Origin of the sequence: Synechococcus sp. BIOS-E4-1 (genome assembly GCF_014279995.1) — a bacterium.
GTDB lineage: Bacteria > Cyanobacteriota > Cyanobacteriia > PCC-6307 > Cyanobiaceae > Synechococcus_C.
The window spans coordinates 1,930,620-1,955,843 of sequence record NZ_CP047935.1 but is presented as its reverse complement, the minus strand read 5'-3'; the positions used below and the strand labels follow the sequence as shown (position 1 = coordinate 1,955,843).

The window sequence follows — 25,224 nt, the reverse complement described above, 5'->3', positions numbered from 1 at the left end:
GATCCCCATTTTCACTCGCCGAAGAGGTTGCTGCAGGGATCAAGCAGCGTCTAATCAGGCTGCTTTCTGCATCGCCAACGCGACTGCGGCGATGTCGGCCTGATCCAACCAGCGGTGATATTCCCGGTGATGCACGGCAATGTCGTGGCCCATGCACTTCGCCGCGATTGATGTCGAAGGCACTTTGCTGATGCTGCGAATTGCCCAGGCATGTCTGAAGCCATAGAGCTGCATCCCAGGGAATCGCCGTTTCAGCCAACCCTGCCACCGATCACAAAGGAGCTTGGCGTGTTTGCTGTCGTATTTCGCCGGAGTAGTGACATCCCACGGCACCAACCGCTCAGGTTCGGAGAGATCACAGACCGGCAGGGCGAGAGCAGTGCGCCAGGTGGGGAGTTTCACCTCCCTTTTAATGGTGAGGCACTGCGCGGTGCCGTCATCAGAAGTGCGCATTGAAAAGCATTCAGACGGTCTGCAGCCGAACGTGGCAAGCGTTCACGTTGCCCAGCCCCAAGTTGGATCGTCAATCGTGGCCTCAACAACCTGCTGAATCTCCGCATCGCTTGGGATGCCGCGAGCTTCCGGTTCGTAAGGCGTTTTCAGATCATCGAGGCGGTCGGTGCCCCCGACGCGCATGAGCTTGGCCAGCCGCTTCGACACTTTCAGAAATTCGAGGCGGGTTCGGCTGCCGGGCTTCTGCTGCTCACCGACTCCCACAAGCAGATCCATGGTGAGCGTTGCTTGCTGCGGCAGCCGATCTGTCTCTGCTTTCAACCGTTCCCAGGTGCGCTCAGCTGCAGTGGTTCTGATCTTGCCTTTCCAGAAATCCACCTCCAGGGCTTGGACCGCCACTGCCACGGTGACGGTGTTTTTCTTGCCGGCGGGGACCACCTTGCGGACATCCCAAGGCAGCTGATCGGGGAGAGCCCCCTGCTCCTGAATCTGACCAGAGAGTTCAACAATTCTGGATTCAGCCAATGCAAGGGCTGAGGGTTCTGCGGCCAACCGCAGCGGAATTTTTCGAGTTTTTCGTTCGCCCTCGGTATCGGTCACACGAACGCGCCAATAGAAAGATCCCTTTTCAGACAGCAAGCTTCCGCGGATGCCCCGAGCCTTGAGGCTGGCGGTCGTTGCGGTCAGATCCAGCGCCATATTTTCGACACATCAGGGGCTCAGTATGCCCCTTTTTGGCACATTTGAAGGCAGTACAGCTCCCCCGGAAGCCCTGCTGCAGACCCGCTGAAAGCCCTTTCAGACACTAAAAAACCCAGTCAAAGACTGGGTTTCTGGAACGGAGAGGGTCGGATTCGAACCGACGGTGAACTTGCATCCACGCTGGTTTTCAAGACCAGAGCCATAAACCACTCGACCACCTCTCCAAGCTGCGTGACATCGATGACGTCCGCAAGAACATTTTAAAGGAGTCACCACCGGATGACTCCCTCTTGCTTTCAACTGTTGGGCTTTGCCAGAGGCATCAGGCACTTGTCTGAATCACAGCCGGCAGGGCCGGCTTCGCTGATTTCACCCATGTCGTAGTGCTGCAGAGCCTCGAAGAAATCAGTACTCACGCGACGCTGGATCACCTCGGATTGCATCCGCTCGTAGGTCGCGGCATCGATTGGTTCGAATGGAAGCCTGGGGAAGGTGGCATTGGCATCGAAACGGGCCAGCAAGGCAGCTGAGATGTAGCCATCTCCACGGTCGATGCTGCCGTGCAGTGCGTCGACGAGCGCATCAATTTCATGCTCACGGAACTCGATCGTCGCCGATGTGTTGTGAGCTGTGTAGTGAGTCTGCACCTGCATGTAGAAATCAAACTGGGCCATGGCTGAGAAGGAGTTGATGTCCACGGCATCCGCGCCAGGCAGGTTGGCCCAGCTCACTTCAGTGGGAATCTCAACCAGCCACTCGGTGCAGCGGCTGTCAAACGGATCATCGAGCAAGCGACCTTGCTCGTCCTTGTCGGACTGGGAAGGCACCACTGTGTAGCCGTAATCCATGCAGGCCATCGCCACAGGATCGTTCTTGCCAAACGTGATGCGTCGGATGAAACGCTGCGCTTTAGGGGGGTGCCAGCCAGGGGCAGCACCGGTGAGCAGACTCTTCGTGCCGGCGGGTTGAACCGTGGTGCAGCGGTTGGGGCGACGCAGTCCATGACGGTCGCAATACTCCCAAACGGCTTCATTCACCGTTGTCTTCCAGCGACTGAGGTAATCGGCTTCCTGACGCTTGAACTCACGGCCTTCCTCCGTGTCCGGGCGACCGGCTTCCCACCATTTCAGCCAGGGAGTTCCAAAGGCGTGCACAAAGAAATCGAATAAGCCCGTAAAGCTCACGCCAACGATCGGATCCCAGGCGCGGCTTTGGCGATAGCGCTCCACTTCGAATTGATGGTTGAGCAGGCAAGCCACCGACAGGGCTCCAGCCCTGAAGGCGTCGCGTTGTCCCTCGTCATCGCTTGGGTCGATCTGATTGAGATGAACTTCCGCCAGGTTGCAGTGGAAATCAGCACCAAGGATTTCTCCGCATGGATTGAGCCCATAGCGGCCGAGCCGATGCTCGAGTTCGTCATCAGCAATTGGGCCGTGATTCAGATTCAGCCAGCGACCTGCTTCTTCCTTGCCTTGATCGCAATAAATGTCGATGAATTCCCGACGCAGTTCAGGGGTGGAGAGCAGGTCGGCATTGGATCGAGCAATCGCTTCAGGTGCGAACTGGATCGCTCCCTCACCGCTGTGGAACTGGCGGGTGACCGCATCCAGCACCACCTCGCGGCTGGGACGAGTGTGATAAACCCGAGTGTGATTGGCCATGCGCAGGGCATCACGCTCTGGATCAATCCGCCAATTGCCATCAGCATCCTGCTGCCAGAGATTGTCTTTGGCTCCAGCTGCGCTGGTGTCGTTGGATGAAAACTGACGCATTCCAGCGCTACGACGGATGTTGCCGGCCACGATGGTGACGGCAGCTTCATCAATCAGCAGACAGCATTCAATCGATGTGAGCTTGCGTCCAACGGCTTTGCCCAGAAGGCGGGCGACACGTCCGTAGAGATCTTTCAGCTTGACCGGGTTGGCCATGCCGCCGAAGCCCTTGAGGGTTTCGCCAACAGGTCGTACGTCAGAAAGGTCAATCTCAACCTTGACCGTTCGACCTGCAAAACGCTCATCACTGCTGAGGTTGAGCAGCAACTGATAACTGTCGACCCAGCCACGACGGGTGTCGCCAACACGGATCGAAACCGTGTCGCCATCGATGCTGTGGCTCGTTGACTCCTGACGCTCACCCGCAGGTGTTGCACCGATGTCGGTGACTTTGATCACCTCAATCGGGTTGGTGACCACCGGCAGTCGATCGATCAGGTGCGGCTCGATGATGGCGCCTGTCCCGCAGCCCATCATCGCCAGGTCCATCATCAAACCGAAGGCTTCCCAGTCCACAAGATTGGTGGAAGTGCAGTTGTAGGAGCCTGAGAAATTCTCCTGGCGTTCGATCCAGGGGGTGCCGCCGATCCAGAGCCAACGTCCTGAAGGCAAGGCTTTCTTGTCGGCCTGCATCCGAGCCAGCAGCGAAACCTCTTCGTCAGTCAGCTGGCCGAGCTTCTGCAAACCGCCGAGGTTTCGGGCTCCAACTTCACTCCAGCTTTCTCGTCCAGCGGTGCTGCGCCGGCTGTAGGTCCGATAGAAAACTGGATTGGCTGCGGGTGCTGTGGCGGGGAAGTCCCCATTGCTGGACACGGTTTTGGCCATGTCCTGGGTATCACTGCGGCTTGGAGACAGGGTCACGTTGTCAGGCGGGTCAGTGCCGGCACCCTAACGCCAGCAATGGGGGTAGCAAGTGGTTGGTGGCACTATCTGCAGTGTCGCTGGTCAGCAGGGGTGAGGGGCTGCCACCATTTCGGCCAGTGACCGTGAGCAGACAGATGGTTTGTGCTCAAAGCCTGGTGAGGCGACTGTTAACGCGACTGTTTACGCGATTGTTCCTGCGAACGCTGCGATTTCTTTTGGTTGCTCTGCTGGCAGTGGCCTTGAGCATCGGGTCGGCGCTGCTGCCTGTCACAGCGACGCAGGCTTCTCAGCCACAACCCCAGAACACTAAAGGTCTGATTCCGATTGAGGATCAGCCGTTCTACCCACAGCTGGTGAAGTCCTCCGAGACCTGGAGTGATGTGGTGCTTGATCAGGTGGTGGGCGACAGCCCTCGGACCACCTTGCTGAACTTCTATGCCGTGATGGCTGATGTTGGCCTGCGTGCTGACCGTCTCGGTCGGAAATTCACCATCAAAGATCAGTCACGTCAGGAACGGATTGACGACACGAATCTCTTGTTTGGTCTGGCCGTCAAGGCACTGGATGCCAGCTCGATACCCAAGAGCGTTCGCGATGACATGGCCGATGAGGCAGCGATTCAGTTGAAGCACGTGCTCGATTACGTGCTGACCCACAGCCGGCAGGTGATTGAAGTCCCCGATGTGGAAGGGATGAAACAGCTCAATGACCGTCGTTCAACGCCAACCAACTCATGGCGGATTCCTGGAACGGCGGTCACACTCACATCGGATCTTGATGGCGACCCAGAGAACGAAAGCTTCTATTTCTCTGCATCCACGGTGTCATCGATTCGCTCGATGTATGACGAGATCAGGGCCATTCCCGAGATCCAACAACCATTCGCCACGCCTCGCTTTTACTCCGACTTCATCTACACGCCTGGTTATCTCATCCCCCCAGACTGGTATCTGGCTCTTCCTGAGAGTTGGCGTGGCTTGTTCGAGTGGCCAATTGGGGATCAAACACTCTTTCAGGTGCTTTGTGCTGCACTTTTGATCGGTGTTTATGGATTGATCTCATACCGCCTGCTGCGGATGCTGTTAAGCACGTACAGAACTGGGTCCCAGCGTCTTGAAAATGATCAGGAGATTTTTCAACTGGATTCATTGGCCTGGAAGCGGGTGCTGATTGTGCTGCCTTCACTGCCTCTCACCTATGTCACTGAACAGCTGATCGATAACATCCTCAATTTCACTGGCCTGCCACTCGTGGTGGCCATTTATTCCTTTTATGTGATCTGGTATTTCTCGGCCAGTGTTCTCGTTTTCTTTCTCTTTGAGGCGCTTGGTCGAAGCAGCTCTGAGTTTCTTGCTCGGGTTCGCGGTGGTGAATCTCCGATTCAATTGCGCAGGATCACCAGTCTGGTGATGCCGATCAGCCGTGCAGTCGGCGCCTTGGTTTCAGTCGTTCTGATTTATCGGCTGCTGCTGTTGCTGGGCCTTCCTTCCAGCACTGTGCTTGCCTTTTCAGCCGTACCGGGCCTCGCCATCGGCCTTGGAGCCTCCAAGTTGCTCGGCAATCTGTTCGCGGGCTTGTCGATTCAGACCGATCGTCCGCTGCGGGTGGGTGAATTTTGTGAAGTGGGAGGCAATCTTGGCTTCGTGACCAAGATCGGTCTGCGTTCAATGGAACTGCAAACGTTGGAAAGTCGCGTCACGATTCCTAATTCAGTTGCGGATGAAGCCACGATCGTCAACTTTTCAAGACGAGGCGTCAGCTGGGAGCGTCAGCCGGTGCAGGGACTCGAATTGCGCTTGCCGATTCGTGATCCACTCTCCCCGTTTCAGCTTGAGGAGTTGATGCGCCAGGCCAGAAGGATGGTGGCCATGCCTGAAACGCTTCGGTTGGAGGTGGCACTGCATGAACCTGTGGTGAGTCTGGAATCACTCGAGGACGGCACAAATCAGCTGATTGTGTTTGTGATGGTCCAACTTCATGGCTGGACAGCATTCCTGAAAGTGCGTGAAACCCTGCTGGTGGCTTTGGAAGAATTGCTGGAACGCGTCTCACTGAGTGAGGTTGTTGTGGGTGTTTCCTACAGCACAACCCCTGAACAATTGGAGAGCATTCCTGAGCTCATGCGATCAGTGGTGGCGGAGGATTCTCAGCTTGATTTCGAGGCTTGTCGGCTCGTGCGTATTTCAGCATTCAGCTATGACCATGAGTTGGAAATCCGTTCATGCCATGCCACGCATGACGCTTTTGAAAACAGTGTGCACCGCCTCAATCGCAGGATCCTCGAAGTGCTCTCGCAGCATCACATTGAGATTCCCTTCCCCACACAGACTCTGGAGTTGCATTCCAGTGGATCAAGTCAATGATTCTGCGCATTCCTGAACCGGAAGTCATGAACGATCCGCTGCAGGTGGATGCCTATGCAGCAGCTGATTTCAGTGGAACTGATCAGGCGATGGTGGAGCGGATCTGCACATTGCTTCAGTCATCGGGGGCGTCTTTCGGGGCAAAGTCGCGATTGCTTGATCTTGGTTGTGGACCGGGAAATATCACGGCGCGTCTGGCCCGGCGGTGGCCTCACTGTTCCGTGCTTGGACTCGATGCGGCAGACCGGATGATTGCTGTTGCGGAGGATCGCCGTCGTGACGCCGGGTTGTCCCACGAGCGTCTCCGATACAAAAAGGCTCCGTTGCCGATCCACCAGGCAGATCAACCGGCGGATCTGATTGTCAGCAACAGCTTGCTGCATCATCTTCATGATCCTCAGCAGCTTTGGTCATCGCTGATTCCACTTGCATCGCCTCACTGTCTGGTGCTGCATCGCGACCTCCGGCGCCCCGACAGCGAAGCAAGTATTGATCGACTCTGTGAGTGCCATGTCGCCGATGCGCCAGCAGTCCTGCAACGTGATTACAGGGCATCACTGCATGCATCCTTCACGCTGGATGAGGTTAAAGAGCAGTTGCTGCATGCCGGTCTGGGGCATCTGCGGGTGGTAGCCGTTGAAGATCGTTATCTGGAGGTGAGTGGCTGGATCACGGGCTGTCAGGCTGGTTCTGATCAACGCAGGCCATGAGCACGGATTCAGCACTTCAGGACGGACGTGAGCTGCTGGATGCGGTGGCGAGACGGCGCAATTTTGCGATTATTTCTCACCCTGACGCGGGTAAAACCACCCTCACCGAGAAATTGCTGCTCTACGGGGGGGCGATTCAGCAGGCGGGTGCGGTGAAAGCCCGCGGTGAGCAGCGCAAGGTCACGTCCGATTGGATGGAGCTTGAGAAGCAACGGGGTATTTCGATTACCTCCACCGTTCTTCAGTTCGATTACACGGGTAACACCATCAATCTGCTGGATACGCCCGGCCACCAGGATTTCTCCGAGGACACCTACCGGACCCTGGCCGCAGCGGATAACGCCGTGATGCTTGAAGACGCGGCCAAGGGGCTTGAGCCGCAGACCCGCAAACTGTTTGAGGTTTGCCGCATGCGAGACATTCCCATCTTCACGTTCATCAACAAGATGGACCGACCGGGTCGGGAACCTCTCGCACTGCTCGATGAAATTGAATCAGAACTGGAACTGACCCCCTGGGCCGTGAACTGGCCGATCGGCAGTGGCGAACAGTTCCGTGGGGTGATTGATCGACGCTCCCACGAAGTGATTCTGTTCAGCCGTGCTGAACGCGGGCGACAATCGGAAGAACGTCATCTCAATCTGGATAATCCTGAGCTCAAAGAGCTTGTGGAAGCTGAGCTGCTCGAGCAGGCGGTTGAGGAGATGGAGCTGCTGGACGCTGCGGGTGCTGAACTTGATCTGGAGCTGGTGCATGCCGGCGAGCTGACACCTGTGTTTTTTGGTTCGGCGATGACCAATTTCGGTGTGCGTCCTTTCCTGAATGCGTTTCTGGAGATGGCTCAAAAGCCTGTGGCGCGTCAAAGCCAAGACGGTCCAGTCGACCCGTTGCGGCCTGACTTCAGTGGTTTCGTGTTCAAGCTGCAGGCCAACATGGATCCTCGTCACAGAGACCGGGTCGCTTTTGTACGCGTTTGCAGCGGACGTTTTGAAAAAGATATGACCGTCCGTCATGCCCGCACGGGAAAGGCCATTCGTTTGTCACGTCCACAGAAACTGTTCGGGCAGGATCGTGAGGTTGTGGAGGATGCGTTCCCAGGTGATGTGATTGGACTGAATAATCCCGGGATGTTCTCGATCGGCGACACCCTCTACACCGGAACCAAGGTGGAATACGAGGGGATTCCCTGCTTCAGTCCAGAGATCTTCAGCTGGCTCCGTAATCCCAACCCCTCAGCGTTCAAGAATTTCCGTAAGGGGGTCAATGAATTGCGTGAAGAGGGGGCAGTTCAGATCCTGTATGACAACGACGAAAGCAAAAGGGATCCGATTCTCGCTGCAGTTGGTCAGTTGCAACTCGAGGTTGTGCAACATCGTCTTCAGAACGAATATGGCGTTGAAACGCGGTTAGAGCCACTGGGCTATCAAGTGGCTCGTTGGGTCACTGGTGGATGGCCGTCTTTGGAGAAAGTCGGTCGGATTTTCAATTGCAAAACCGTGAGGGATGCATGGAATCGACCGGTTCTGCTATTCAAAAACGACTGGAATCTCAATCAGCTTCATGAAGAGCATCCCGATCTTGAGCTCAACGCTGTGGCTCCCGTTGTGAGTGGGGTCGAGCCGATCAGCCTTTGAACGCAGCATTCGCTCAATGTTCGGGCAATAAAAAGCCCTCCGTGATGGGGAGGGCTTGTGGATTGATGCTGAAATGAGCTGGCAATCAGCTCATCACTCCTCGCCTTCTTCGTCAGTTGCGCCAACGGGGATCAAGCGAATCGCCTTGCGACCAAGCTTGATTTCAAATTCATCACCTGGATTGAGGTCAAGCATGGCGGTGTAGGCCTTGCCCACAAGCAAATTGCCGTTGCCCTGAACTTTTGCGGTGTAGCTGAGTTTGCGGCCACCTTTGCCGATGCCGGCGGTGCCAGTGCCCAGTTCGACACCTTTGGCGCTCAGTAGTGCTTCATAAAAAGCCGTGAAATTGACCCGCTGGCCTCCATCTTTTTTGTCGGTGACGTATCCGCAGGCTGTAGCTAGGTCAGTTTTGGAGACATCACCAAGCTCTTTCACCTTCGCCAGAAGATCAGATCCAGTAAGCATCGATAAACCTTATCTATGTTCATTTATGCATTACACGCATCAGTTCGTCAACTATTCAATCCGGTTCTCTAGGTGGTGTTGTTTGCATGGGTGTCTGTGCTGCTGAGCGCTTGAATGCGGTGGAGATCGTTGTCAACGGATCGGAGGGATCTGTTGTTTCTGGTTGAGCTGAGTGCTTTCAGACTGTGATCCAGGTTTAAGAGGGGTGTGAATTCGCCAAAACCCCATTTTTCACGGCCAGCTGTGGTGTTTGGGCTTCAGTGTGAAGACCTCTCGCAAAGACTGTCTCTGGGTAAAGCGAGACCGCTTCTCTGAAAAGTGTCTGTTTTCGCTTGATTGGCTTCATCCAGTGGAGTGGGCGATGAGCCCGCTCTCTTCTCACTGCGGTTGCTTCTCTGAGTTGCAATCTTCGGCCAGAGCAACGGCGTCAAGCTGTGGTCCTGGCGTTGTGAACTGATGACAGGAAACCAGCTGACCCTTGACAAAGGCATGTCTTGAAGTTGATGACAGCAACGCCAGAGGTCTGCCTCCGTCAACATCACCAGTCGCTGCCGTACTGAGCAAAAGCAAGTTCTGGGTACATGCCACTCCTTTTGTGTACTGCTCAGTCGACTTGACTGTTGACACGCAAATCTTCTCCAGTCGATCTGATGCGGCTCGATGGTCGCAGTCGCTGGTTTGAGTGAGTCCTGGATTGATTAGTCTGATTTGGATCAGCACTGATGAGCTTTTGTGTTCTCCGTCGGGCGTTTTTTTGCTTTCTCAGTGGTGGTCCTGTTCTCCTCTGCCGCATCAGCGCTTGAGGTCTCGGCTGTTCGAGGCGTTCTCGATTCCCATCCGGTGGTTGCTTCGGTTCGAAAGTACCGCGGCAAGGTCGTCATCAAAGATCAATGTAAAGCAGATAACTATGCAATGTTCGTTAACTACGGTCCGAATCCATACCTGATTATCTGTCCAAAATCGGCACAGTCACTGGCTTTGATTGAACGTGCACTCCATCATGAAGCCGTGCACATGGCCCAGTGGTGTTGGGGGACAGCGTCCCTTTACAGCAGCCAGAATTTAAGGGCCAATGCAATCAAAAAGGGTCTGACTTACAAGCATGCGGATTTGGCCTTAAAGCGTTTGGGTCATCAGCCTGGCTCAGATCTTTACGAGTCTGAATGGGAGGCTTATTACTTTGAAGATGCACCTCCGGAATCGATTGTTTCTCTGCTGAATGACAATTGTAAAGATGCCACTCAGAAGGATCTTGATCAATATTAATGCGTTGCGTTTCTGGGTTGGATCGATTTAAATTTTAGGCTCTTTCTCGGTGATCTCAGTGTTTTCCGAGCTGGTCTGCAGGATGCTGCCTGCTCTGTGGCCTGAGTTCTGTTGCGAGATCTGATTCGAATCGTTCCTGGCTGCAGTCCCAATCCTTGGTGAAAGGTTGAGATTCACTCATGACCGTTTTTCAGTCACGGAGAAGCAATTCCATCGCCAGAATATTGCCTCTGAATCGGTCTGCTGTGGACACCCTCTGGCTGCACCGTCCCTGTGACGACGGTGGTACCGATTACGTCTGTTTTCGCGATCATCAGGATCACGTTGAGGTTCTCGAGGGATATCACCTGCCTCCCCAGATGCCTTTGATCAAGCACCGTCAGGTCCTGCTCAACGCCGATGTGCCCAGTTTTCGACACCGTTTTGAGCGTCAACACGGATTCCGTCACGGTCCGCCCTTGTTCTGAGTCGCTTCCAAATGCAGGCTTTGTGCTCGCTTGAGCAGGTCTCTCGATAATCTCTAAATAGATTTCCGTATATCAATGGCTGCAGGGCTGGATCCAAGCTCGGATTCGGATCCGAAAGATCCCTACTCCTTGCTCGGCGTCAATCCTGGCGCTGGATTTGACGACGTCCAGAAAGCCAGAGATCGGGTTGTTGCATCCTGCGGCGATGATGCAGTCGCGCGCGCCCGTGTTGAGGCTGCCTACGACGCTGTGTTGATGGCACGTCTTCGTGACCGTCAGTCTGGTCGTCTGAGTTCAGCAGCCGCCTCTGCTTCACAGATCGAGCGCCAGCAGGTTTCCGCCGGAGTGCCCAGCAGTGGCAATGGTCCCGCCGCTTTGTTGACTCGTCTGCGCGGAATGTCATTGCCGGCGCCATCCCTCAGTGGCGCCGGCTTTATGCCCGATTTTCAATTGGTGCAGGGACAGGGTCTGCTCGTGCGCTCCATTGCGGGAGCTTTGGCCTTGTTGCTGCTGCTGCTGGCTCCGCAAACCGTTGATCTGCTTCTGGCCTTGTCCACGATTGCTGTGTTCATCAGTCAGGTCAAACGAGGCAGGCGGCCCTTGGGCTCTCTTGGCTGGACCCTTTTGCTCCTGATTGTGGGCCTGGCGCTGGGGGCATTGCTCAGTGCTGTCACAGCTCAGACCGGTCTGCCACTTGGTGTGGAGCAATGGCAGGCACTGCCCACCTTGCTTTTATTGCTTGCCGGTGCTCTTCTCCTCGCCTGATTGGGTCATGTCCTCAATCAGGCTTTGCAGCTCTGATTCATTGAATCGATAAACCTCACTGCAGAAATGACAGGTGAGCTCTGCTCCCTTGTCTTCCTTCAGCATGGAATGCAATTCCTTGCTGCCTAGCAATGTGAGTGCGCCCAGGCTGCGTTTACGGCTGCAAGGACAAAGGAACTGCACTGCCTGCATGGGTTCGCTGCTTGGGATGGGCTGAGGATCCAGATCCGGGAACACATCCCGAAGCAACTGTTCCGGATGGTCGCCGCAGCTGTGCAGCTTCTGGCTGAAATGTTCGATCTCGCGGCACCTTTCTTCGAGCAGAGCCACCAGAGTTGGTTCTTCTGCTGCCTTGGGCAGCACCTGAACCAGAAGCCCTCCGCTGCTTTGCAAGCCTTCACTTTTGATCGTTTCGCCCACGAATACCGCTGAGGGTGTCTGTTCGGAGTGGAGCAGATAAGAGGCAACATCGTCTCCGATGCCTCCGCTTACCAGTTCCACTGTGCTGCTGAAGGGTTCGCCTTTGCCGTCGTCGCGCACCACATGCAGGTAACCCGTTCCCGCCGCCGAACTGAAGTCGAAACTCGCTCGTCCTTCGGTATCGCTTATCGGGTCGAGTTCAAGCGAGGGGTTGCCGACAAAGCCCCGCACGCTGCCGTCACGGCCGGCATCCACTGTCAGACCTTTGAGAGGTCCGTCTGAGCCCAGTCTCAGGTTGACGCGACCGTGACGCACCTTCATGGAACTGGCTAACAGCAGACCCGCCCCCATGGCTCTGCCGAGCATCACGGTGGTGAGGTAGGAGAGCCCATGCCGTGATTGGGCGACACGAGAGGTTTCGCCGGTGGTTACCGCCACAAGCCTGATTCCCCCGCCTGCTGCGGTGGCGCGGACCAGCCGATCAGCCATGGCTCTTCAACAATCCAGGCGTCATGGTGACAGAGCATGCAGTCGACCATCGCGCAGGCGCAGATGCTCGCAGCTCCAGTCCTGGAACAGTTCCGGCTCGTGAGTCACCACGATCAACAAACGGTCGTGGCTCAAACGGTCAAGCAGTTCGAGCACTTCGGTACGCACTGACCAGTCGAGTCCGGCGGTGGGCTCATCGAGCAGCAGCACATCAGGCTTGCGCAGCAGCTGCACAGCCAGGGCCAGTCGCCGCTGCTGTCCGCCGCTGAGTCGCTCCGGAGCCTGACGTCCATCCACTCCGCTGAGTCCGACCTTGCGAAGTGCGGAAATCATCTCCTCACTGTTCAGCCGCCGGTGGCCCAGCTTCAGTTCCTGATTAACGCTCAGGCCCAGAAAGTGTCGTTCCGGAAACTGAAACACCACTCCGCAAAGCCAGCGTCGTTGACGCTGATTCAGCGGCTGTCCTTTCCAGCTGATGCTGCCGGTGTCAGCACCTGCCATCCCGCTGATCACCTCCAGAAGGCTGGTCTTTCCACTGCCGCTGTCGCCGGAAATCAGAAGAGGTCGCCCTGGATCGGCCTTCAGCTGGATGCTGTTCAAGACCAACTGCTCTGCCGTTGCAGGTCTGTAGTTGATATCCGTGAGTTCCAGCATTCCGCTCGAATGCCCCGCTGCGGGCTGCCTTGGCTCTTCAGCATGGTCGATGGTCGCTTCGGCGGCGATGATGACGGGGTCAGCGGTGGGTCATGCGCGTTCGCTTCCGAGAGGTTGATCCTTTCAATTGCTGGGTCTGGTTGCGATTCAGCGAAATCCCCAGTCAGGGAGAAAGGAATTATGTGGATGGCATCTTTGACAGTTGGTATGTCCTGGGACGGCTCGGAGGTTTCAATGCCGAGAACCTGCAGGTGCACGAAGAAGGCGATGAGCTCAGCTGGATGAGCTACGAAGCCGAGGAAGCCACGGGTGTGATGCCGGCCCTGATGCACAACATGGGTCAGATGGAGTATCAGCAGGACTGGGCCCGTTGCTGGATTGATCTGGGCACCAGTGATGGGATTGCCCTTGATGTTCTGATCAATGCCCTGCGTCAGCTTGATTCTGATGTGGTGCAGCTCGAGGAACTGCTGATCGGTGGAGTGAATGACGACTGGCCGGTGGAGGACCATCCCGACAGTGTTTTTCCCGGCATGGGTTGATCGTTGTTGTGGCGGAACGACGACGCCTGCTGATCGACTCCCGCAGGTTGCAGTGTGCCGGTGAGCATCGTTGTTTTGTGCTGGAGGAGCATGAATCGCGCTACCTGCGCAAGGTTCTGCGTCTGAAGCAGGGTGCTGAGGTGGACGTCATTGATGGTCGTGGTCATCTCTGGATGGCCCGTCTTCGCGACGGACAACAACTCGAGTTATGTACTGAGATCGAGGCGCCCAGTCAGAGCGTGATCTCTCCACTGCCGAAACTGGGTCTGGCCATTGCTCTGATCCGTCGAGGCATGGATGACGTGATGCGGATGGCTTGTGAGCTGGGTGTGGATCGACTGCAGCCGCTTGATTGCCAACGCTCCGTTCCTCAGGCTGAGCATCGTCCGGAGCGCTGGAGCTCGATCCTGCAGGAAGCCGTTGAACAGTGCGAGCGGCTCTGGGCTCCTGAGCTGTCCGCACGGTGTTCCGCAGCAGCGTGGTGGCCAACACCGAGCCAGCACGACCTGCGCCTGATTGCGGTCACTCGCGAGATGGAGAGCCCTCCACTGTCTGCACTACTTGCATCTCAGACTTCAGTTGATCGATCCATCTGGCTGTCGATCGGACCCGAGGGGGGATGGAGTGATCAGGAGCTTGCAGCAGCGCGAGCGGCCGGCTGGATCTGCGTGTCCTTGGGTGACACCATCCTGCGCAGCTCCACAGCTGCTGTGGCTGGGGTGAGCAGCCTGAGCAACTGGCGAACATTCAGGTGCTGAGGCTCCGCCGTTTACACGCATCCATGAACGGTCGCCCTTTCACGCCCATGCGCTGCATTAGGGCGATCTGGGCGGAGGTTGGTCCCTGAACTGAACGGTTCAGACCAGGCTGAAATTGTCCTGAACTCTGGGCTTGTCCTGAGCCCCACTGTCTGATCAGCTGACCGAGACGGCTCCTCAAGAACCGAAGAGGTGACGGTGGGCGGTTCATGTTGGTCGGGGCAGAAACTGCGGCTTGACTTTGCTCGTTGACTCGAGGCAGCAACGGCATCACGCATCAATCGATCAGATCAGGATTGTGCCTGACAGTGATGGGCAGGCCAGTGCAGCGTTTGTACGAGTTCAGCCTTTGAACAGGTCGGTCGCCATGCTGCGGAATCCAGCCAGGTTGTTGCCGGGACGACGCTTGCCCGGACGAATGGAATTGCCCGGTTGAAGTGCATCTGGGGCGAAAGTGACGAGTTCAACCTCTGGTCTTGCGGAGTCTGCTGCAGCCAGTTCAGCTGCAATGGCATCAGCAGTGGTCAGGGATGGCTTCTCCTTGGCCTCGACGCTCTCTGCTCTGGTGTCGGTTTTGCTTTCAGCAGCAACGGCAACAGGAGCAGGAGCGACCTCTTCGATTTGAGCAGGAGCGACCTCTTTGACTGGAGCTGGAGCTGGAGCTGGAGCCGCTGCGGGCTGTGATGACTCAGGAGCGCTTTCAGCCTTGTCCTGCTTGGCTTCAGCCTTGGTTTCTGGTGCTTTCGCCTGATGGTCTCCCAGCTCAAGGAAGAAACCCTTTCTGTTCAGCACCATGCCTCAGCGGGGAAATCGTCAAGGTGATTATCCGTGCCGGAGCTCCCTTCAACGTTGATGCTTAGGGCAGTGCAACACAGCCTGATGTTTTCCATGCCTTTTGAGCTTCCGTCTCAAACCGCTGCGCTGTGGCTCACTGCGCTGTTGCTCAATGCAATCTTGATCAGTCTGGCGCAGCGCTTTCCGTTGCTCACTCGGGCCGGTTGGTGTCATGCAGGCATCCTCGGCACGGTGCTTTGGGGCTCGCTGGCCTGGCGCGGTTGGCTGGCGGTTGTGGCTTACCTGGTGCTGGGCTCCCTGGTGACCAAGCTGGGTTTTGCCAGGAAAGAGGAGCTGGGTCTTGCCGAGGGGCGCGGCGGTCGTCGCGGTCCGGAAAATGTCTGGGGATCGGCCTTCACCGGTCTGGTGCTGGCCTTACTGGTCGCTGCTCGAATCGGCTCGCCGACGTTGTTGCTGATCGGCTTTGCCGCGAGTTTCGCAGCAAAGCTGGCCGACACCTTCGGAAGTGAAATCGGCAAGCGCTGGGGGCGAACCACTCTGTTGATCACCACTCTCAGGCCCGTGCCTGCCGGTACGGAAGGCGCTGTGAGTGTGGAAGGCACCCTGGCCAGTGCTGTTGGCAGCCTGCTGATGACGATCGTGATGGCTGTGCTCGGTTTGATTCAGTCAGGCACTGCTTTTGCCGTTGTGCTGGCGGTTGGTTTCATCGCCACACTGCTCGAAAGTCTGCTTGGAGCTCTGGGCCAGGACCGTTGGCCCTGGCTGACCAATGAGCTGGTCAATGGCCTGCAGACCGCCTGGGCGGCAGGTCTCGCCATGGTTGCTGCGTGGCTTCTGGGTTTGTCTAGCTGAAAGTCCTACGCGCTTCGGCACGCAGGGTTTTGAGTATTCCGTGCAGTGTTGTACGCAAGATTTGCCGGTCAATGCATTCGCGGCGTGCAATCTCCGAGAGGGACAGTCTGTCGATCCAGAAAGCACTGAGCCAACGGCAATGGTTCGGCTCCATGCAGTTGAGCATTTGGATCAGCCATTCGTGCTGTGGATCAGCCTGCTGGCGTCCGTGATCTTGAAGACACTCAATTCGAGCCTCCTGTTCAGAAGATCCATTGCTGTTGCTGCACTGGCAATGCAGTGACTGGACCCGACGATCCCGGTGTGCCATGCAGGCCTCTCGCCAGCGATCTGTTGTGACTCCGAGTTGTTGTGCGAGGTCCTCATTGTTCAGCTGTGGCAGCCCCACATGCAGTCGTTGCTCCTGCACTTTCATCCCACGGGCATGCAGATCACCCAGTCGCCAGGGGATTCGCAAGGTCTGCAGTCTGTCTCTGCGGTAATGCCTGATCTGGCCTGTGATCCTCGGCATCGCGTAGCTGCTGATGCGGTGGCCGCGACCAGCATCAAAATGTTCAAGAGCGCGAATCAGCCCATAGCGACCTTCCTGCACCAGATCGTCGCGTTCGCCAGTTCCGTTGTTCAGCAGTCGGTTGGCACCGAGATGTGCCAGTCCCAGGTGCATCAGCACAGCGTCATTCCGCTGCAGGATGTGAGCAGGGATTTGGCGGCGGCGTTCATGGCGTCGTTGACGTTCAAGCCGTCTTTGAATTGCCGCCGGTTGTGTGCTGGTGGTCATGGTCGACATCAAGCAGGAACCCTTTCAAGGTCTGCTGAGTCCTGGTTGGCTCACCTCACTCCTGTGGATGAAAGGATTCGTCCTCAGGGGGGATGCATGGGCATTGCATCAGTGTTTGCCGGTGCGCCCGATCAGATAGGAACTGAACGCCAACATCAGCACACCTGCGCAGTACTGAATCAGTTCGGTGATTGTGGTCACCTCAAAGCTCACCATCACCTTGAACGCCGTCACGATCAGGGCAACGATGATCACCTTGGTGAGCTTCTGTTTCAGCCCATCGAGATCTTGGATGTTGAGCAGGTTGCGTCTTGAAGTCGATGCATCGTTCTGTCTCGGGTCGATGTCGGAGATCACCAGCTCGTAGATGCCGTAGCCGAAGATCAGCAGGGCAATGCCGATCAGGTAGTAGTCGATGCCTCCCACCACCTTTCCGATCAGCAGCGTGCTGTTGTCATGGGTGAAGTCACCTCGAAAGACTTTTTGTAGAACGCTGATCTCTGCGTAGGTCCCGATGACAAAACAGCTGATGCTCCCAAGCAGACTCATCAGCACGGGAATCAGCGTGACCAGCCGGAACTTCCAGATCAGCCCTTCAAACCTGCGTTCCAGTCGTCTCGATCGGTTCATGCTCTGCTTGTTCATGGTGGCGATTGATCTTGATGCGTTCAGATCAGAAGGGATGACCTAAGCGAGGTTCTCCGATGTCGGAGGTCTTGGTGGAGGTGGCGGTCCCAGAAGCGCTGGTATGGAGAGTCCCAAAAGGGCTGAGCTCACGGCCAGAAAAACAGCCAGAGGAATGGGCTTGACCAGTGGCTGCCGTTCCATCACGGTGCCGCAACGGGAGCACACTGGCAGGGCTCCTTTGGGTGGGCGCAGCACGACCGCTGGACCACAACAGCAATCAGGGCAGCGGAATCGAGGCATGGCCGAAGAGCGCGTCGGAATTCACGCAGTGGCGATCAATGGATTGCGACAATTGTCAGCTATTGAAAGGCAAAGGCCAGGTAGATCTATTCACATCACTGCTGATCAGTAAATTGTACAGCTGTATCTAAGTACATATACACAGGTATTGGCATAGATAGTGCCCACATACTTGTTATTGTCTCGTCCCTCTCTTCACTGCCTGTCATCGTTTTTCCTTGTGGCGATTGCAGGATCGGCTTGTCGTTGCTGCAACGCTATTTCGTTTTTGGCGACCAGGCTGTTCAGTGTCGCCAACTGAGTGCTGAAAACTTCTTGTGGTCGCGAGCCTGCGTAGTGACCCGAAGCCTGATTAGCTGCATCTGTATCAGCAGGTTTGCATTGGAATACCTTTCTGTATAGAGTCGAAAAAACGTTCAATACTCCTCATGCCTGCTATCGATGACCTGTTAGTCGCTCTTGATTCAAATTCTGAGTTGCGTGATGCAATCATGTCGGCAACGACACTTGAGGAAGCTACTGAAATTGCTGAAAAAGCTGGTTTTAAAATTGACGGAAAAGATTTGTGCAACGCCCATAAAAATCAAATGTTGGAATTATCTGATCAAGAATTAGAAGCTATTGCAGGTGGAAAAGTGACTGACACAAAAGGAGGCGTCCCATGTCATCCACTGCATACCGAGAGTCAATTGGTAGCGTGTGTTTAAAACAATGCATGCCCGCAGCAAGTGATCTTTGTGGCCAACTCACCGAGCTCCTGCCAGCGCAATAAATCATCCAAGATCGCATTGTTAATTAGGAGGCGTCATCGCTCTGTAGAGGGATGACGCAATTTCTGCATTTAATTGAGAAATCTTCAAGCAGTTCTGCAACGACAAGAGCCGTTGGTGTCATTCCTGCTGTTATGAGAGCAACGGCAGCGATGAGTGCAAGGCGTTTCATCAGTTGCACCTAGTCAACCGTTGCAGGTGGGTCCCCTATTCATCGCATCAGAGGCAGGTGATTCACATCCCACGAAAGGACCAAATACCCATCCACGAGAGCCCCTAAAACCAGGCAAAGCATCCAGACAAAGACAAAGCAAACCCGTAGCACATTGCAGTCATGCCGGTGCTCTTGACAGAATCATGCGCTGCCGTCAGTGGTCTCGCCATGCCCCTCAGCTCCCTGGTGCGCCTGCTGCAATGTTCAGCGCTGACCTGTGAGCTCGGTGAACGCATCGATCGCTCCGACCGGCTCCTGCTCCGCGGAGGCGGTCGAGGAGCCAGGGCTCTTGTGGCCAGTGCCCTGGCGCGGCACCAGGACAGGCCTCTGCTTGTGGTCGTGCCGACTCTCGAGGAGGCGGGGCGCTGGACGGCTCTGCTGGAGCTGATGGGCTGGCGCAGTGCCCAGCTCTATCCCACCAGTGAAGGTTCGCCCTATGAACCGTTTGATCCCACCAGTGAAATCACCTGGGGGCAGTTGCAGGTGCTCAGTGAATTGCAGCTGGATCAGCAGAACCGTGATCTGGCGATTGTGGCCACAGAGCGCTGTCTTCAGCCGCATCTGCCACCGCCGCAGGCCTTGTCTGATCGATGTCAAACCCTGCGCAAGGGCGACAGCATTGATCTGGAGGCGTTAGCCACCAGCCTGGCCCAGCTTGGTTATGAGCGGGTTTCAACCATCGATCAGGAAGGCACCTGGAGCCGCCGTGGCGACATCGTTGATGTGTTTCCTGTCAGCAGTGAGCTGCCGGTGCGTCTGGAGTTCTTTGGCGATGAGCTCGACAAGCTGCGTGAATTCGATCCCGCCAGCCAGCGTTCCCTCGATCCGATCGAGAGCCTGAGGCTGACGCCGACAGGATTCAGTCCCTTGATCGCTGAACAGCTGCGCGATGCCATGCCCGATGGCCTTGATCAGCTTCTCAGTGAGGACTGTTTTTCTGAATTACTGGAGGGAGGTACGCCCGAGGGAATGCGCCGTCTGCTTGGTCTGGCCTGGAAGCAGCCCGCCTCACTGCTCGACTACCTCCCGGCCGATAGCTGCGTGGCGATCGATGAGCGACGCCATGGCCGCTCCCATGGAGACCAGTGGCTCGACCATGCCAGGGAGCATTACGACGAGCTGGCACTATCGTTGCCGCCCCTGCATCGCGACATTGAGGAGGCGATGGGTCTGGCCGAAGCTTTCACCGGGTTTGATCTGGCCGAGCTGCAGGAAAGCGATGACCATGCCAACGCCTTTGATCTCAACAGCCGGCCTGTGCCGGCTTATCCCAACCAGTTCGGAAAGCTTGGTGAACTGATCAAGAGCTACGTCAAGGAGAAACAGGCGGTCTGGTTGCTGTCGGCCCAGCCGAGCCGAGCTGTTGCGCTGCTGGAAGAGCACGACTGCATCAGTCGCTTCGTTCCCAATGCCGCCGACGCTCCAGCGATTGAGCGTCTGATCGAACAGGGAACACCTGTTGCTTTGAAAACGCGTGGTACCGCGGATCTCGAGGGTTTGCAGTTGCCTGCCTGGCGTGTCGTGCTCATCACGGACCGCGAGTTTTTCGGACAGCAGACGCTGACCAGCACTGGTTATGTGCGCCGCCGCCGCAAGGCGGCCAGCCGCACGGTGGATCCCAACAAGATGCAGCCCGGGGATTTCGTGGTGCATCGCAATCACGGTATCGGTCGTTTCCAGAAGCTGGAGAAGCTGGCGATCAGTGGCGAGGTGCGTGACTACCTGGTGGTGCAGTACGCCGACGGCATCCTGCGGGTGGCGGCAGACCAGCTGGGCAGCCTCGGTCGTTATCGCGCCAACAGTGATGCTCCACCCCAGCTCAGCAAAATGGGGGGATCGGCTTGGGTCAAGGCCAAGGAGCGTGCTGGAAAGGCCTTGCGCAAGGTGGCGCTCGACCTGGTGAAGCTCTATGCCGAGCGACATCAGGCGCCTGGGTTCGCGTTTCCTGTTGATGGCCCCTGGCAGAACGAGCTGGAGGAGTCATTCCCCTACGAACCGACCCCGGATCAGCTCAAGGCCACAGCTGATGTGAAGCGGGATATGGAGAAATCTCAACCGATGGATCGTCTGGTTTGCGGTGATGTGGGTTTCGGTAAAACCGAGGTGGCGATTCGAGCCATTTTCAAGGCGATCACGGCGGGGAAGCAGGTGGCGATGTTGGCTCCCACAACAGTGCTTGCGCAGCAGCACTGGCGCACACTCTCGGAGCGTTTTGCCCCTTATCCGATCAAGGTGGCCCTGCTCAATCGTTTCCGGACCACCAGCGAGCGCAAATCGATTCTTGAAGGTCTCAAGAATGGAACCATCGACGCGGTTGTGGGAACCCATCAGCTGCTCAGCAAGAGCACGGTGTTCGACAAGCTCGGCTTGCTGGTGGTGGATGAGGAACAGCGCTTCGGTGTCAACCAGAAGGAAAAGATCAAAGCGTTGCGCAAGGACGTTGACGTGCTCACTCTTTCAGCGACGCCGATTCCACGCACGCTCTACATGAGTCTGTCGGGAGTGCGGGAGATGAGTCTGATCACCACGCCTCCGCCGTTGCGCCGACCGATCAAGACCCATCTGGCCTCTCTTGATGAAGAGGCGGTTCGCAGTGCCATCCGTCAGGAGCTCGATCGCGGTGGGCAGGTGTTTTACGTGGTCCCGAGAGTTGAGGGTATTGAAGAGGTGGCTGGTCAGCTGCGTCAGATGCTTCCAGGCCTGCGCCTGCTCGTGGCGCACGGACAGATGGCCGAGGGCGAGCTGGAGAGCGCCATGGTGGCTTTCAACGGCGGAGAAGCTGATGTGATGCTTTGCACCACGATCGTGGAAAGCGGGCTCGACATCCCCAGAGTCAACACAATCCTGATCGAGGATGCGCATCGATTCGGTCTGGCGCAGCTCTATCAGTTGAGGGGACGTGTTGGTCGCAGTGGCATTCAGGCCCATGCCTGGCTGTTTTATCCAGGCAACGCTTCTCTCAGTGAGGCGGCACGGCAGCGACTGAGGGCTATTCAGGAATTTGCTCAGCTGGGCAGTGGTTATCAGCTGGCGATGCGGGATATGGAGATCCGCGGGGTTGGAAATCTGTTGGGCGTCCAGCAGAGCGGGCAGATGGAAGCCATCGGTTTCGATCTCTACATGGAGATGCTTCAGGAATCCCTGGCCGAGATCCAGGGCCAGGACATCCCTGCGGTTGACGACACCCAGGTGGATCTGCAGGTCACTGCGTTCATTCCCGCTGACTGGATCACCGATGCCGACGAGAAGATGGCGGCCTATCGATCGGCAGCAGAGTGTGTCACAAGCGAGTCTCTGGTTGAGCTTGCAGCGATTTGGGCCGATCGCTACGGCGCTTTGCCCGGACCGGTTCAGTCCCTGCTGCAGCTGATGGATCTGAAGCTTCTGGCCAAGCGTTGTGGTTTTTCACGCATCCGTCCAGAGAAGCCGAACATTGCCTTGGAAACACCGATGGAAGAGCCTGCTTTCCGACTGCTACGCCAGGGGTTGCCGCAGCATCTGCATGGGCGGCTTGTCTATCAGGCCGGGTCTGGTGCGACTGCCAAGGTGATGGCCAGAGGCCTCGGCGTGTTGCCGATGGAGAAGCAGCTTGAGGAAATCAAGAGCTGGCTTGAGCAGATGGCAGCTCAGATTCCTGGTGCCGATGGACTCACCGCCGACGAGCATGAAAAGCAGCAAACCGCACGTAACGAGGCCGTTCTCAGCGTTTGACCCTCGGCGCCGATCTTGCTGGCCGGGCCAAGATGAGAAAGTTCCTACACAATGCGCAATTCTTCGTTACACTGCACAGAGATAAATGGACCACGTGGGCGAATTCATCGATCCGATCAGCACAGTGGGTTCTATGGGTCTGTTTTCGAGCCTTGTCGGAGCTGCTGCTCTCGGCGTTTATGCCCTTTGGCAGGACGACTCGCAAAATAATGACGATGACGATTCAAGCCCTGGTGGCGGCTTGATGCAGCCTGTTGCCTAAACCGATCAGTCCCTTTCTTTCTACGCCAGTCACATCCACTCATAACCATCACCCATTTGGGTGATGGTTTTTTGGTATCCGCATAAGAGCTTGGAACAGTCCCACGCTGTTCAGGGCCTTTGAATCGACCTTTGCTTCGATGTTGGTGTTGTTGGCTGCCAGTGGTCTGCCTGCCCTTGCTTGCTGCCATTCCGGCGCAGGCTGTGTCCTGGGAAGCCATTGATGTTCTGCGCAACAAGCTCACCCGGGCTGGTGTGCGCGTGGTTCAGAAAGATTGCTCTCAACGAGGGCTCCAGGGCTTGTATCACCCAAGCAGCGACACCCTTGTGGTCTGTCGCTCGCACGGGTCCCCAGCCCAGGTTTGGGACACCCTTGCCCATGAGGCGACCCATCGCATGCAGCGCTGCGCGGGAGGCCCCATTTCCGATCGGCAGCACCATCGAGCCATGTATTCAGCGCTTGCCCGCAGCCATCCGGCGGAAGTGCGTTCAATCCGTGTTTATCCCCGTCAGCAGCAGTTGGCTGAACTTGAAGCCAGGTACACCGCCAAGCTCCCTCCCCGCGATGTTCTGCAGCTGTTCGATCGCTACTGCGGAAGTCAGGTCCGTGTCTGAACGACGACGATCACGCCTTTTTACTCACATGTATGGAGATCAATCATGAATTCAATACTGATGCAACTGGCGCTGGCTGCGCTCGGTCAGTTCGGTGGCAATGGCTCCATGCCGATGGGCGGTGTTCCCTTGGGCGCTCTTCCCATGGGAGGTGTTCCGATAGGAGGTGTTCCGAGGGGGGGGCTTCCCATCGGAGGGTTTCCTGTCGGCGGGGGACGTCCCGTCATGCCCGTTTCAAGGCCAATGCCCCGTTACCCCACGGCACCCATGGCAGGGCGCACCTCATCGCTTCAGCTCGCCTCATTGGCTACAGCCACATGCCTGTTGCGAGAGAGACAGTTGAGCCGTGGGCAGGCTGTTGATCTTCTTGACCGCCAGGGGCAGGTCTGGGGATGGGAACCGCAGTGGGGACAACGCATTCAGCTGGCTGCTGTGGATGGTGCCATCAATGCAGCCGGAGGCTGCAGAAGCATGGTGCGCAGGATTAAGCAAAGCCCTGTATCCATGCCCCCAATGGCAACAGCCCCGGTCAGTCGGAACCCAGTTCGCACTGGAAGCCGGAGTGAACGTGAAGGATTCGGATTGTTTCCCTACCGCTGAAGGGCGGAACGCAGGTTTGCGGATCCCGGTTGATAGGCCTGACCACGTTGCGGTGAGCGCAGCGCTTTGATCAGGGTGGTTTCAGCAGCTCGGTACTGACTGTCTTTGCCGGTGCCAAGCTGCTCGACGGTCAGCGATTCGATCTCCTGATCGCTCAGTTTCACGTCAACATCCGGGCGGATGCCGTTCTTGTGGATATCGGTGCCTTTGGGTGTGAGGTACTTGGCGATGGTGACCGTCAAACCGGATCCATCCGAGAGACCGCGGACGGACTGCACCAAACCCTTGCCAAAAGTCTTCTGACCAACCAGAACAGCTCGATTGTTGTCTTGGAGGGCGCCGGAGAGAATCTCGCTGGCACTGGCTGAACCTTCATTCACCAGCACCACAACCGGACTGTTGGTCAGTGCACTGCCGGTGGCGCGTCGGACGTCCTGAATGCCGTCTCTGGTCTTGGTGCTGACGATGGTGCCTTCATCCAGCCATTGCCTTGCGATGTCGATGCTGGCTTCCAGCAGCCCACCAGGATTACTGCGCAGATCGAGCACGTAGCCCTGAGCGCCCTCTTTTTCGAGCTCCCGGATAGCGGCTCGCATCTCCCGGGCGGCATTGGCATTGAATTGTTTGAGCCGGATGTAGCCGACCTTCTTGCCATCGCCTGCTGTGTTCAGCCGACTTTCGACCGCATGAATTTCGATACGTGCTCTCTTGAGAGGCACCGTCACCACTTCCCCCTTCCGTCGCAGTCCGAGGGTCACCTGGCTGCCTTCCTGGCCTCGGATCAACTTGACAGCATCCTCCGTGGTCATTCCTTTCGTGGACTGGCCGTCGATCGAGACGATCACATCCTTGGGCTGCACTCCGGCTCTGGAGGCAGGGGTTCCTTCAATCGGAGACACCACCAGGATCTCTTTGGTGTCTTTGTCCAGGGTGATCTGGATGCCAACCCCCGTGAGCTCTCCGGAGGTGTCGATCTGCATCTCCTTGAACTCTTTTGGGTCCAGGAAGCGTGTGTAGGGATCGTCGAGGCTGGCGAGCATGCCTCGGATCGCTTCATAGGACTCATCCGTGCCTGCATAGCTTTTAGCCAGCAGATCTCTTCTCAAGCTGGTCCACGTTTCAGGGGAATACTTTCCTGAAGAGTCCAGAAAATCTCTGTAAACGATCTGCCAGACCTGGTCGATGACCTCCTTGGGGCTGTTGGTGATCGAAGAGGAATTGGTGCTGGGGAGCCCAAGACCGGGTGCCGCAACAGCAATGGCTGTGGTCAAACCACCTGCCCCAAGAATCAGCAGCAGACCTCTGTGCTGTGAAAAAGGCGATCGAGGACTTTTAATGGTCATTGATGTCCTTCAGGCCCGTCTCTTTAGATTAACG

25 protein-coding genes and 1 tRNA gene are annotated in these 25,224 nt (G+C 56.7%); 14 read left to right on the top strand and 12 right to left on the bottom strand.

What is annotated here, in order from left to right:
- Positions 1-54 precede the first annotated feature (54 nt).
- From SynBIOSE41_RS10575 to nrdJ, 4 genes are all read right to left on the bottom strand, one after another.
- Positions 55-453, bottom strand: coding sequence for a hypothetical protein (locus SynBIOSE41_RS10575; protein WP_186537853.1), 399 nt, complete (start codon positions 451-453; stop codon positions 55-57).
- A gap of 42 nt (positions 454-495) precedes the next feature.
- Entirely contained in the window at positions 496-1,152 is a 657-nt protein-coding gene (locus tag SynBIOSE41_RS10570; RefSeq protein ID WP_186537852.1) for a hypothetical protein, read from the bottom strand.
- A gap of 140 nt (positions 1,153-1,292) precedes the next feature.
- Positions 1,293-1,379: transfer RNA gene (locus SynBIOSE41_RS10565), tRNA-Ser, on the bottom strand.
- Between the two features lie 72 nt (positions 1,380-1,451).
- A complete protein-coding gene (nrdJ, locus tag SynBIOSE41_RS10560) occupies positions 1,452-3,788 on the bottom strand; it encodes a ribonucleoside-triphosphate reductase, adenosylcobalamin-dependent (protein ID WP_186537851.1) in 2,337 nt (778 codons plus the stop codon).
- Between the two features lie 59 nt (positions 3,789-3,847).
- On the opposite strand from nrdJ, the gene SynBIOSE41_RS10555 reads away from it, so the two are divergent.
- Genes SynBIOSE41_RS10555 through SynBIOSE41_RS10545 form a run of 3 tightly spaced genes read left to right on the top strand, consistent with a single transcriptional unit; the run spans position 3,848 to position 8,498 of the window.
- Positions 3,848-6,154 carry a mechanosensitive ion channel family protein gene (locus SynBIOSE41_RS10555; RefSeq protein WP_255475715.1) on the top strand — a complete coding sequence of 769 codons (2,307 nt, stop codon included), beginning with the start codon at positions 3,848-3,850 and terminating at the stop codon, positions 6,152-6,154.
- Positions 6,151-6,864 (top strand): trans-aconitate 2-methyltransferase, encoded by a 714-nt coding sequence (locus SynBIOSE41_RS10550; protein ID WP_186537850.1) that lies wholly within the window; start codon positions 6,151-6,153, stop codon positions 6,862-6,864. Before SynBIOSE41_RS10555 ends, SynBIOSE41_RS10550 begins: the two co-directional genes overlap by 4 nt.
- A complete protein-coding gene (locus SynBIOSE41_RS10545) occupies positions 6,861-8,498 on the top strand; it encodes a peptide chain release factor 3 (protein WP_186537848.1) in 1,638 nt (545 codons plus the stop codon). The genes SynBIOSE41_RS10550 and SynBIOSE41_RS10545 overlap by 4 nt, the downstream gene beginning before the upstream one ends.
- Before the next feature lie 93 nt (positions 8,499-8,591).
- On the opposite strand, the gene SynBIOSE41_RS10540 is transcribed toward SynBIOSE41_RS10545, so the two are convergent.
- Entirely contained in the window at positions 8,592-8,963 is a 372-nt protein-coding gene (locus tag SynBIOSE41_RS10540; protein ID WP_114991188.1) for an AbrB family transcriptional regulator, read from the bottom strand.
- 732 nt (positions 8,964-9,695) lie between these two features.
- On the opposite strand from SynBIOSE41_RS10540, the gene SynBIOSE41_RS10535 reads away from it, so the two are divergent.
- From SynBIOSE41_RS10535 to SynBIOSE41_RS10525, 3 genes are all read left to right on the top strand, one after another.
- Complete coding sequence (locus SynBIOSE41_RS10535; protein ID WP_186537846.1) at positions 9,696-10,229, top strand: hypothetical protein; 534 nt, start codon at positions 9,696-9,698, stop codon at positions 10,227-10,229.
- A 179-nt stretch (positions 10,230-10,408) separates the two neighbouring features.
- Positions 10,409-10,696 carry a hypothetical protein gene (locus SynBIOSE41_RS10530; protein ID WP_370594121.1) on the top strand — a complete coding sequence of 96 codons (288 nt, stop codon included), beginning with the start codon at positions 10,409-10,411 and terminating at the stop codon, positions 10,694-10,696.
- Positions 10,697-10,771: 75 nt separating this feature from the next.
- Complete coding sequence (locus SynBIOSE41_RS10525; RefSeq protein WP_186537844.1) at positions 10,772-11,461, top strand: CPP1-like family protein; 690 nt, start codon at positions 10,772-10,774, stop codon at positions 11,459-11,461.
- Here the strand turns inward: SynBIOSE41_RS10525 and hslO are convergent.
- Positions 11,429-12,370 (bottom strand): Hsp33 family molecular chaperone HslO, encoded by a 942-nt coding sequence (gene hslO, locus SynBIOSE41_RS10520; protein WP_186537842.1) that lies wholly within the window; start codon positions 12,368-12,370, stop codon positions 11,429-11,431. The genes SynBIOSE41_RS10525 and hslO overlap by 33 nt on opposite strands.
- Before the next feature lie 21 nt (positions 12,371-12,391).
- On the bottom strand, positions 12,392-13,024 hold the full coding sequence (locus SynBIOSE41_RS10515; RefSeq protein WP_186537840.1) for an ABC transporter ATP-binding protein: 633 nt from the start codon (positions 13,022-13,024) through the stop codon (positions 12,392-12,394).
- Positions 13,025-13,116: 92 nt separating this feature from the next.
- On the opposite strand from SynBIOSE41_RS10515, the gene SynBIOSE41_RS10510 reads away from it, so the two are divergent.
- Both SynBIOSE41_RS10510 and SynBIOSE41_RS10505 read left to right on the top strand, forming a co-directional pair.
- Positions 13,117-13,566: a DUF3531 family protein gene (locus SynBIOSE41_RS10510; RefSeq protein WP_186537838.1), complete on the top strand. Its 450-nt coding sequence runs from the start codon at positions 13,117-13,119 to the stop codon at positions 13,564-13,566.
- Positions 13,563-14,324 (top strand): 16S rRNA (uracil(1498)-N(3))-methyltransferase, encoded by a 762-nt coding sequence (locus tag SynBIOSE41_RS10505; protein ID WP_255475714.1) that lies wholly within the window; start codon positions 13,563-13,565, stop codon positions 14,322-14,324. Before SynBIOSE41_RS10510 ends, SynBIOSE41_RS10505 begins: the two co-directional genes overlap by 4 nt.
- Positions 14,325-14,666: 342 nt before the next feature.
- Here the strand turns inward: SynBIOSE41_RS10505 and SynBIOSE41_RS10500 are convergent, their stop codons facing one another.
- Positions 14,667-15,119 (bottom strand): hypothetical protein, encoded by a 453-nt coding sequence (locus SynBIOSE41_RS10500; protein WP_186537836.1) that lies wholly within the window; start codon positions 15,117-15,119, stop codon positions 14,667-14,669.
- Between the two features lie 93 nt (positions 15,120-15,212).
- Between SynBIOSE41_RS10500 and SynBIOSE41_RS10495 the strand changes: the two genes are divergently transcribed.
- Positions 15,213-15,971, top strand: coding sequence for a DUF92 domain-containing protein (locus SynBIOSE41_RS10495; RefSeq protein ID WP_255475713.1), 759 nt, complete (start codon positions 15,213-15,215; stop codon positions 15,969-15,971).
- Here the strand turns inward: SynBIOSE41_RS10495 and SynBIOSE41_RS10490 are convergent.
- The 3 genes from SynBIOSE41_RS10490 to SynBIOSE41_RS10480 all read right to left on the bottom strand — a co-directional run bounded on the left by SynBIOSE41_RS10490 (position 15,964) and on the right by SynBIOSE41_RS10480 (position 17,676).
- On the bottom strand, positions 15,964-16,749 hold the full coding sequence (locus SynBIOSE41_RS10490) for a sigma-70 family RNA polymerase sigma factor (protein WP_186537835.1): 786 nt from the start codon (positions 16,747-16,749) through the stop codon (positions 15,964-15,966). The genes SynBIOSE41_RS10495 and SynBIOSE41_RS10490 overlap by 8 nt on opposite strands.
- Before the next feature lie 108 nt (positions 16,750-16,857).
- Positions 16,858-17,394: a YqhA family protein gene (locus SynBIOSE41_RS10485; protein ID WP_186537833.1), complete on the bottom strand. Its 537-nt coding sequence runs from the start codon at positions 17,392-17,394 to the stop codon at positions 16,858-16,860.
- A gap of 42 nt (positions 17,395-17,436) precedes the next feature.
- Positions 17,437-17,676: a hypothetical protein gene (locus tag SynBIOSE41_RS10480; protein ID WP_186537831.1), complete on the bottom strand. Its 240-nt coding sequence runs from the start codon at positions 17,674-17,676 to the stop codon at positions 17,437-17,439.
- A 428-nt stretch (positions 17,677-18,104) separates the two neighbouring features.
- Here SynBIOSE41_RS10480 and SynBIOSE41_RS10475 point away from each other — a divergent pair, with 428 nt between their 5' ends.
- The 5 genes from SynBIOSE41_RS10475 to SynBIOSE41_RS10455 all read left to right on the top strand — a co-directional run bounded on the left by SynBIOSE41_RS10475 (position 18,105) and on the right by SynBIOSE41_RS10455 (position 23,847).
- On the top strand, positions 18,105-18,383 hold the full coding sequence (locus SynBIOSE41_RS10475; protein ID WP_186537828.1) for a Nif11-like leader peptide family RiPP precursor: 279 nt from the start codon (positions 18,105-18,107) through the stop codon (positions 18,381-18,383).
- A 445-nt stretch (positions 18,384-18,828) separates the two neighbouring features.
- Positions 18,829-22,371, top strand: coding sequence for a transcription-repair coupling factor (gene mfd, locus SynBIOSE41_RS10470; RefSeq protein ID WP_186541096.1), 3,543 nt, complete (start codon positions 18,829-18,831; stop codon positions 22,369-22,371).
- 94 nt (positions 22,372-22,465) lie between these two features.
- On the top strand, positions 22,466-22,633 hold the full coding sequence (locus SynBIOSE41_RS10465; RefSeq protein ID WP_186537820.1) for a hypothetical protein: 168 nt from the start codon (positions 22,466-22,468) through the stop codon (positions 22,631-22,633).
- A gap of 161 nt (positions 22,634-22,794) precedes the next feature.
- Positions 22,795-23,247, top strand: coding sequence for a hypothetical protein (locus SynBIOSE41_RS10460; protein ID WP_255475712.1), 453 nt, complete (start codon positions 22,795-22,797; stop codon positions 23,245-23,247).
- 45 nt (positions 23,248-23,292) lie between these two features.
- Positions 23,293-23,847, top strand: a complete 555-nt coding sequence (locus SynBIOSE41_RS10455; protein WP_186537818.1) for a hypothetical protein — start codon at positions 23,293-23,295, stop codon at positions 23,845-23,847.
- On the opposite strand, the gene SynBIOSE41_RS10450 is transcribed toward SynBIOSE41_RS10455, so the two are convergent.
- On the bottom strand, positions 23,838-25,190 hold the full coding sequence (locus tag SynBIOSE41_RS10450; protein WP_186537816.1) for a S41 family peptidase: 1,353 nt from the start codon (positions 25,188-25,190) through the stop codon (positions 23,838-23,840). The two genes, SynBIOSE41_RS10455 and SynBIOSE41_RS10450, sit on opposite strands and share 10 nt — an antisense overlap.
- Positions 25,191-25,224 lie beyond the last annotated feature (34 nt).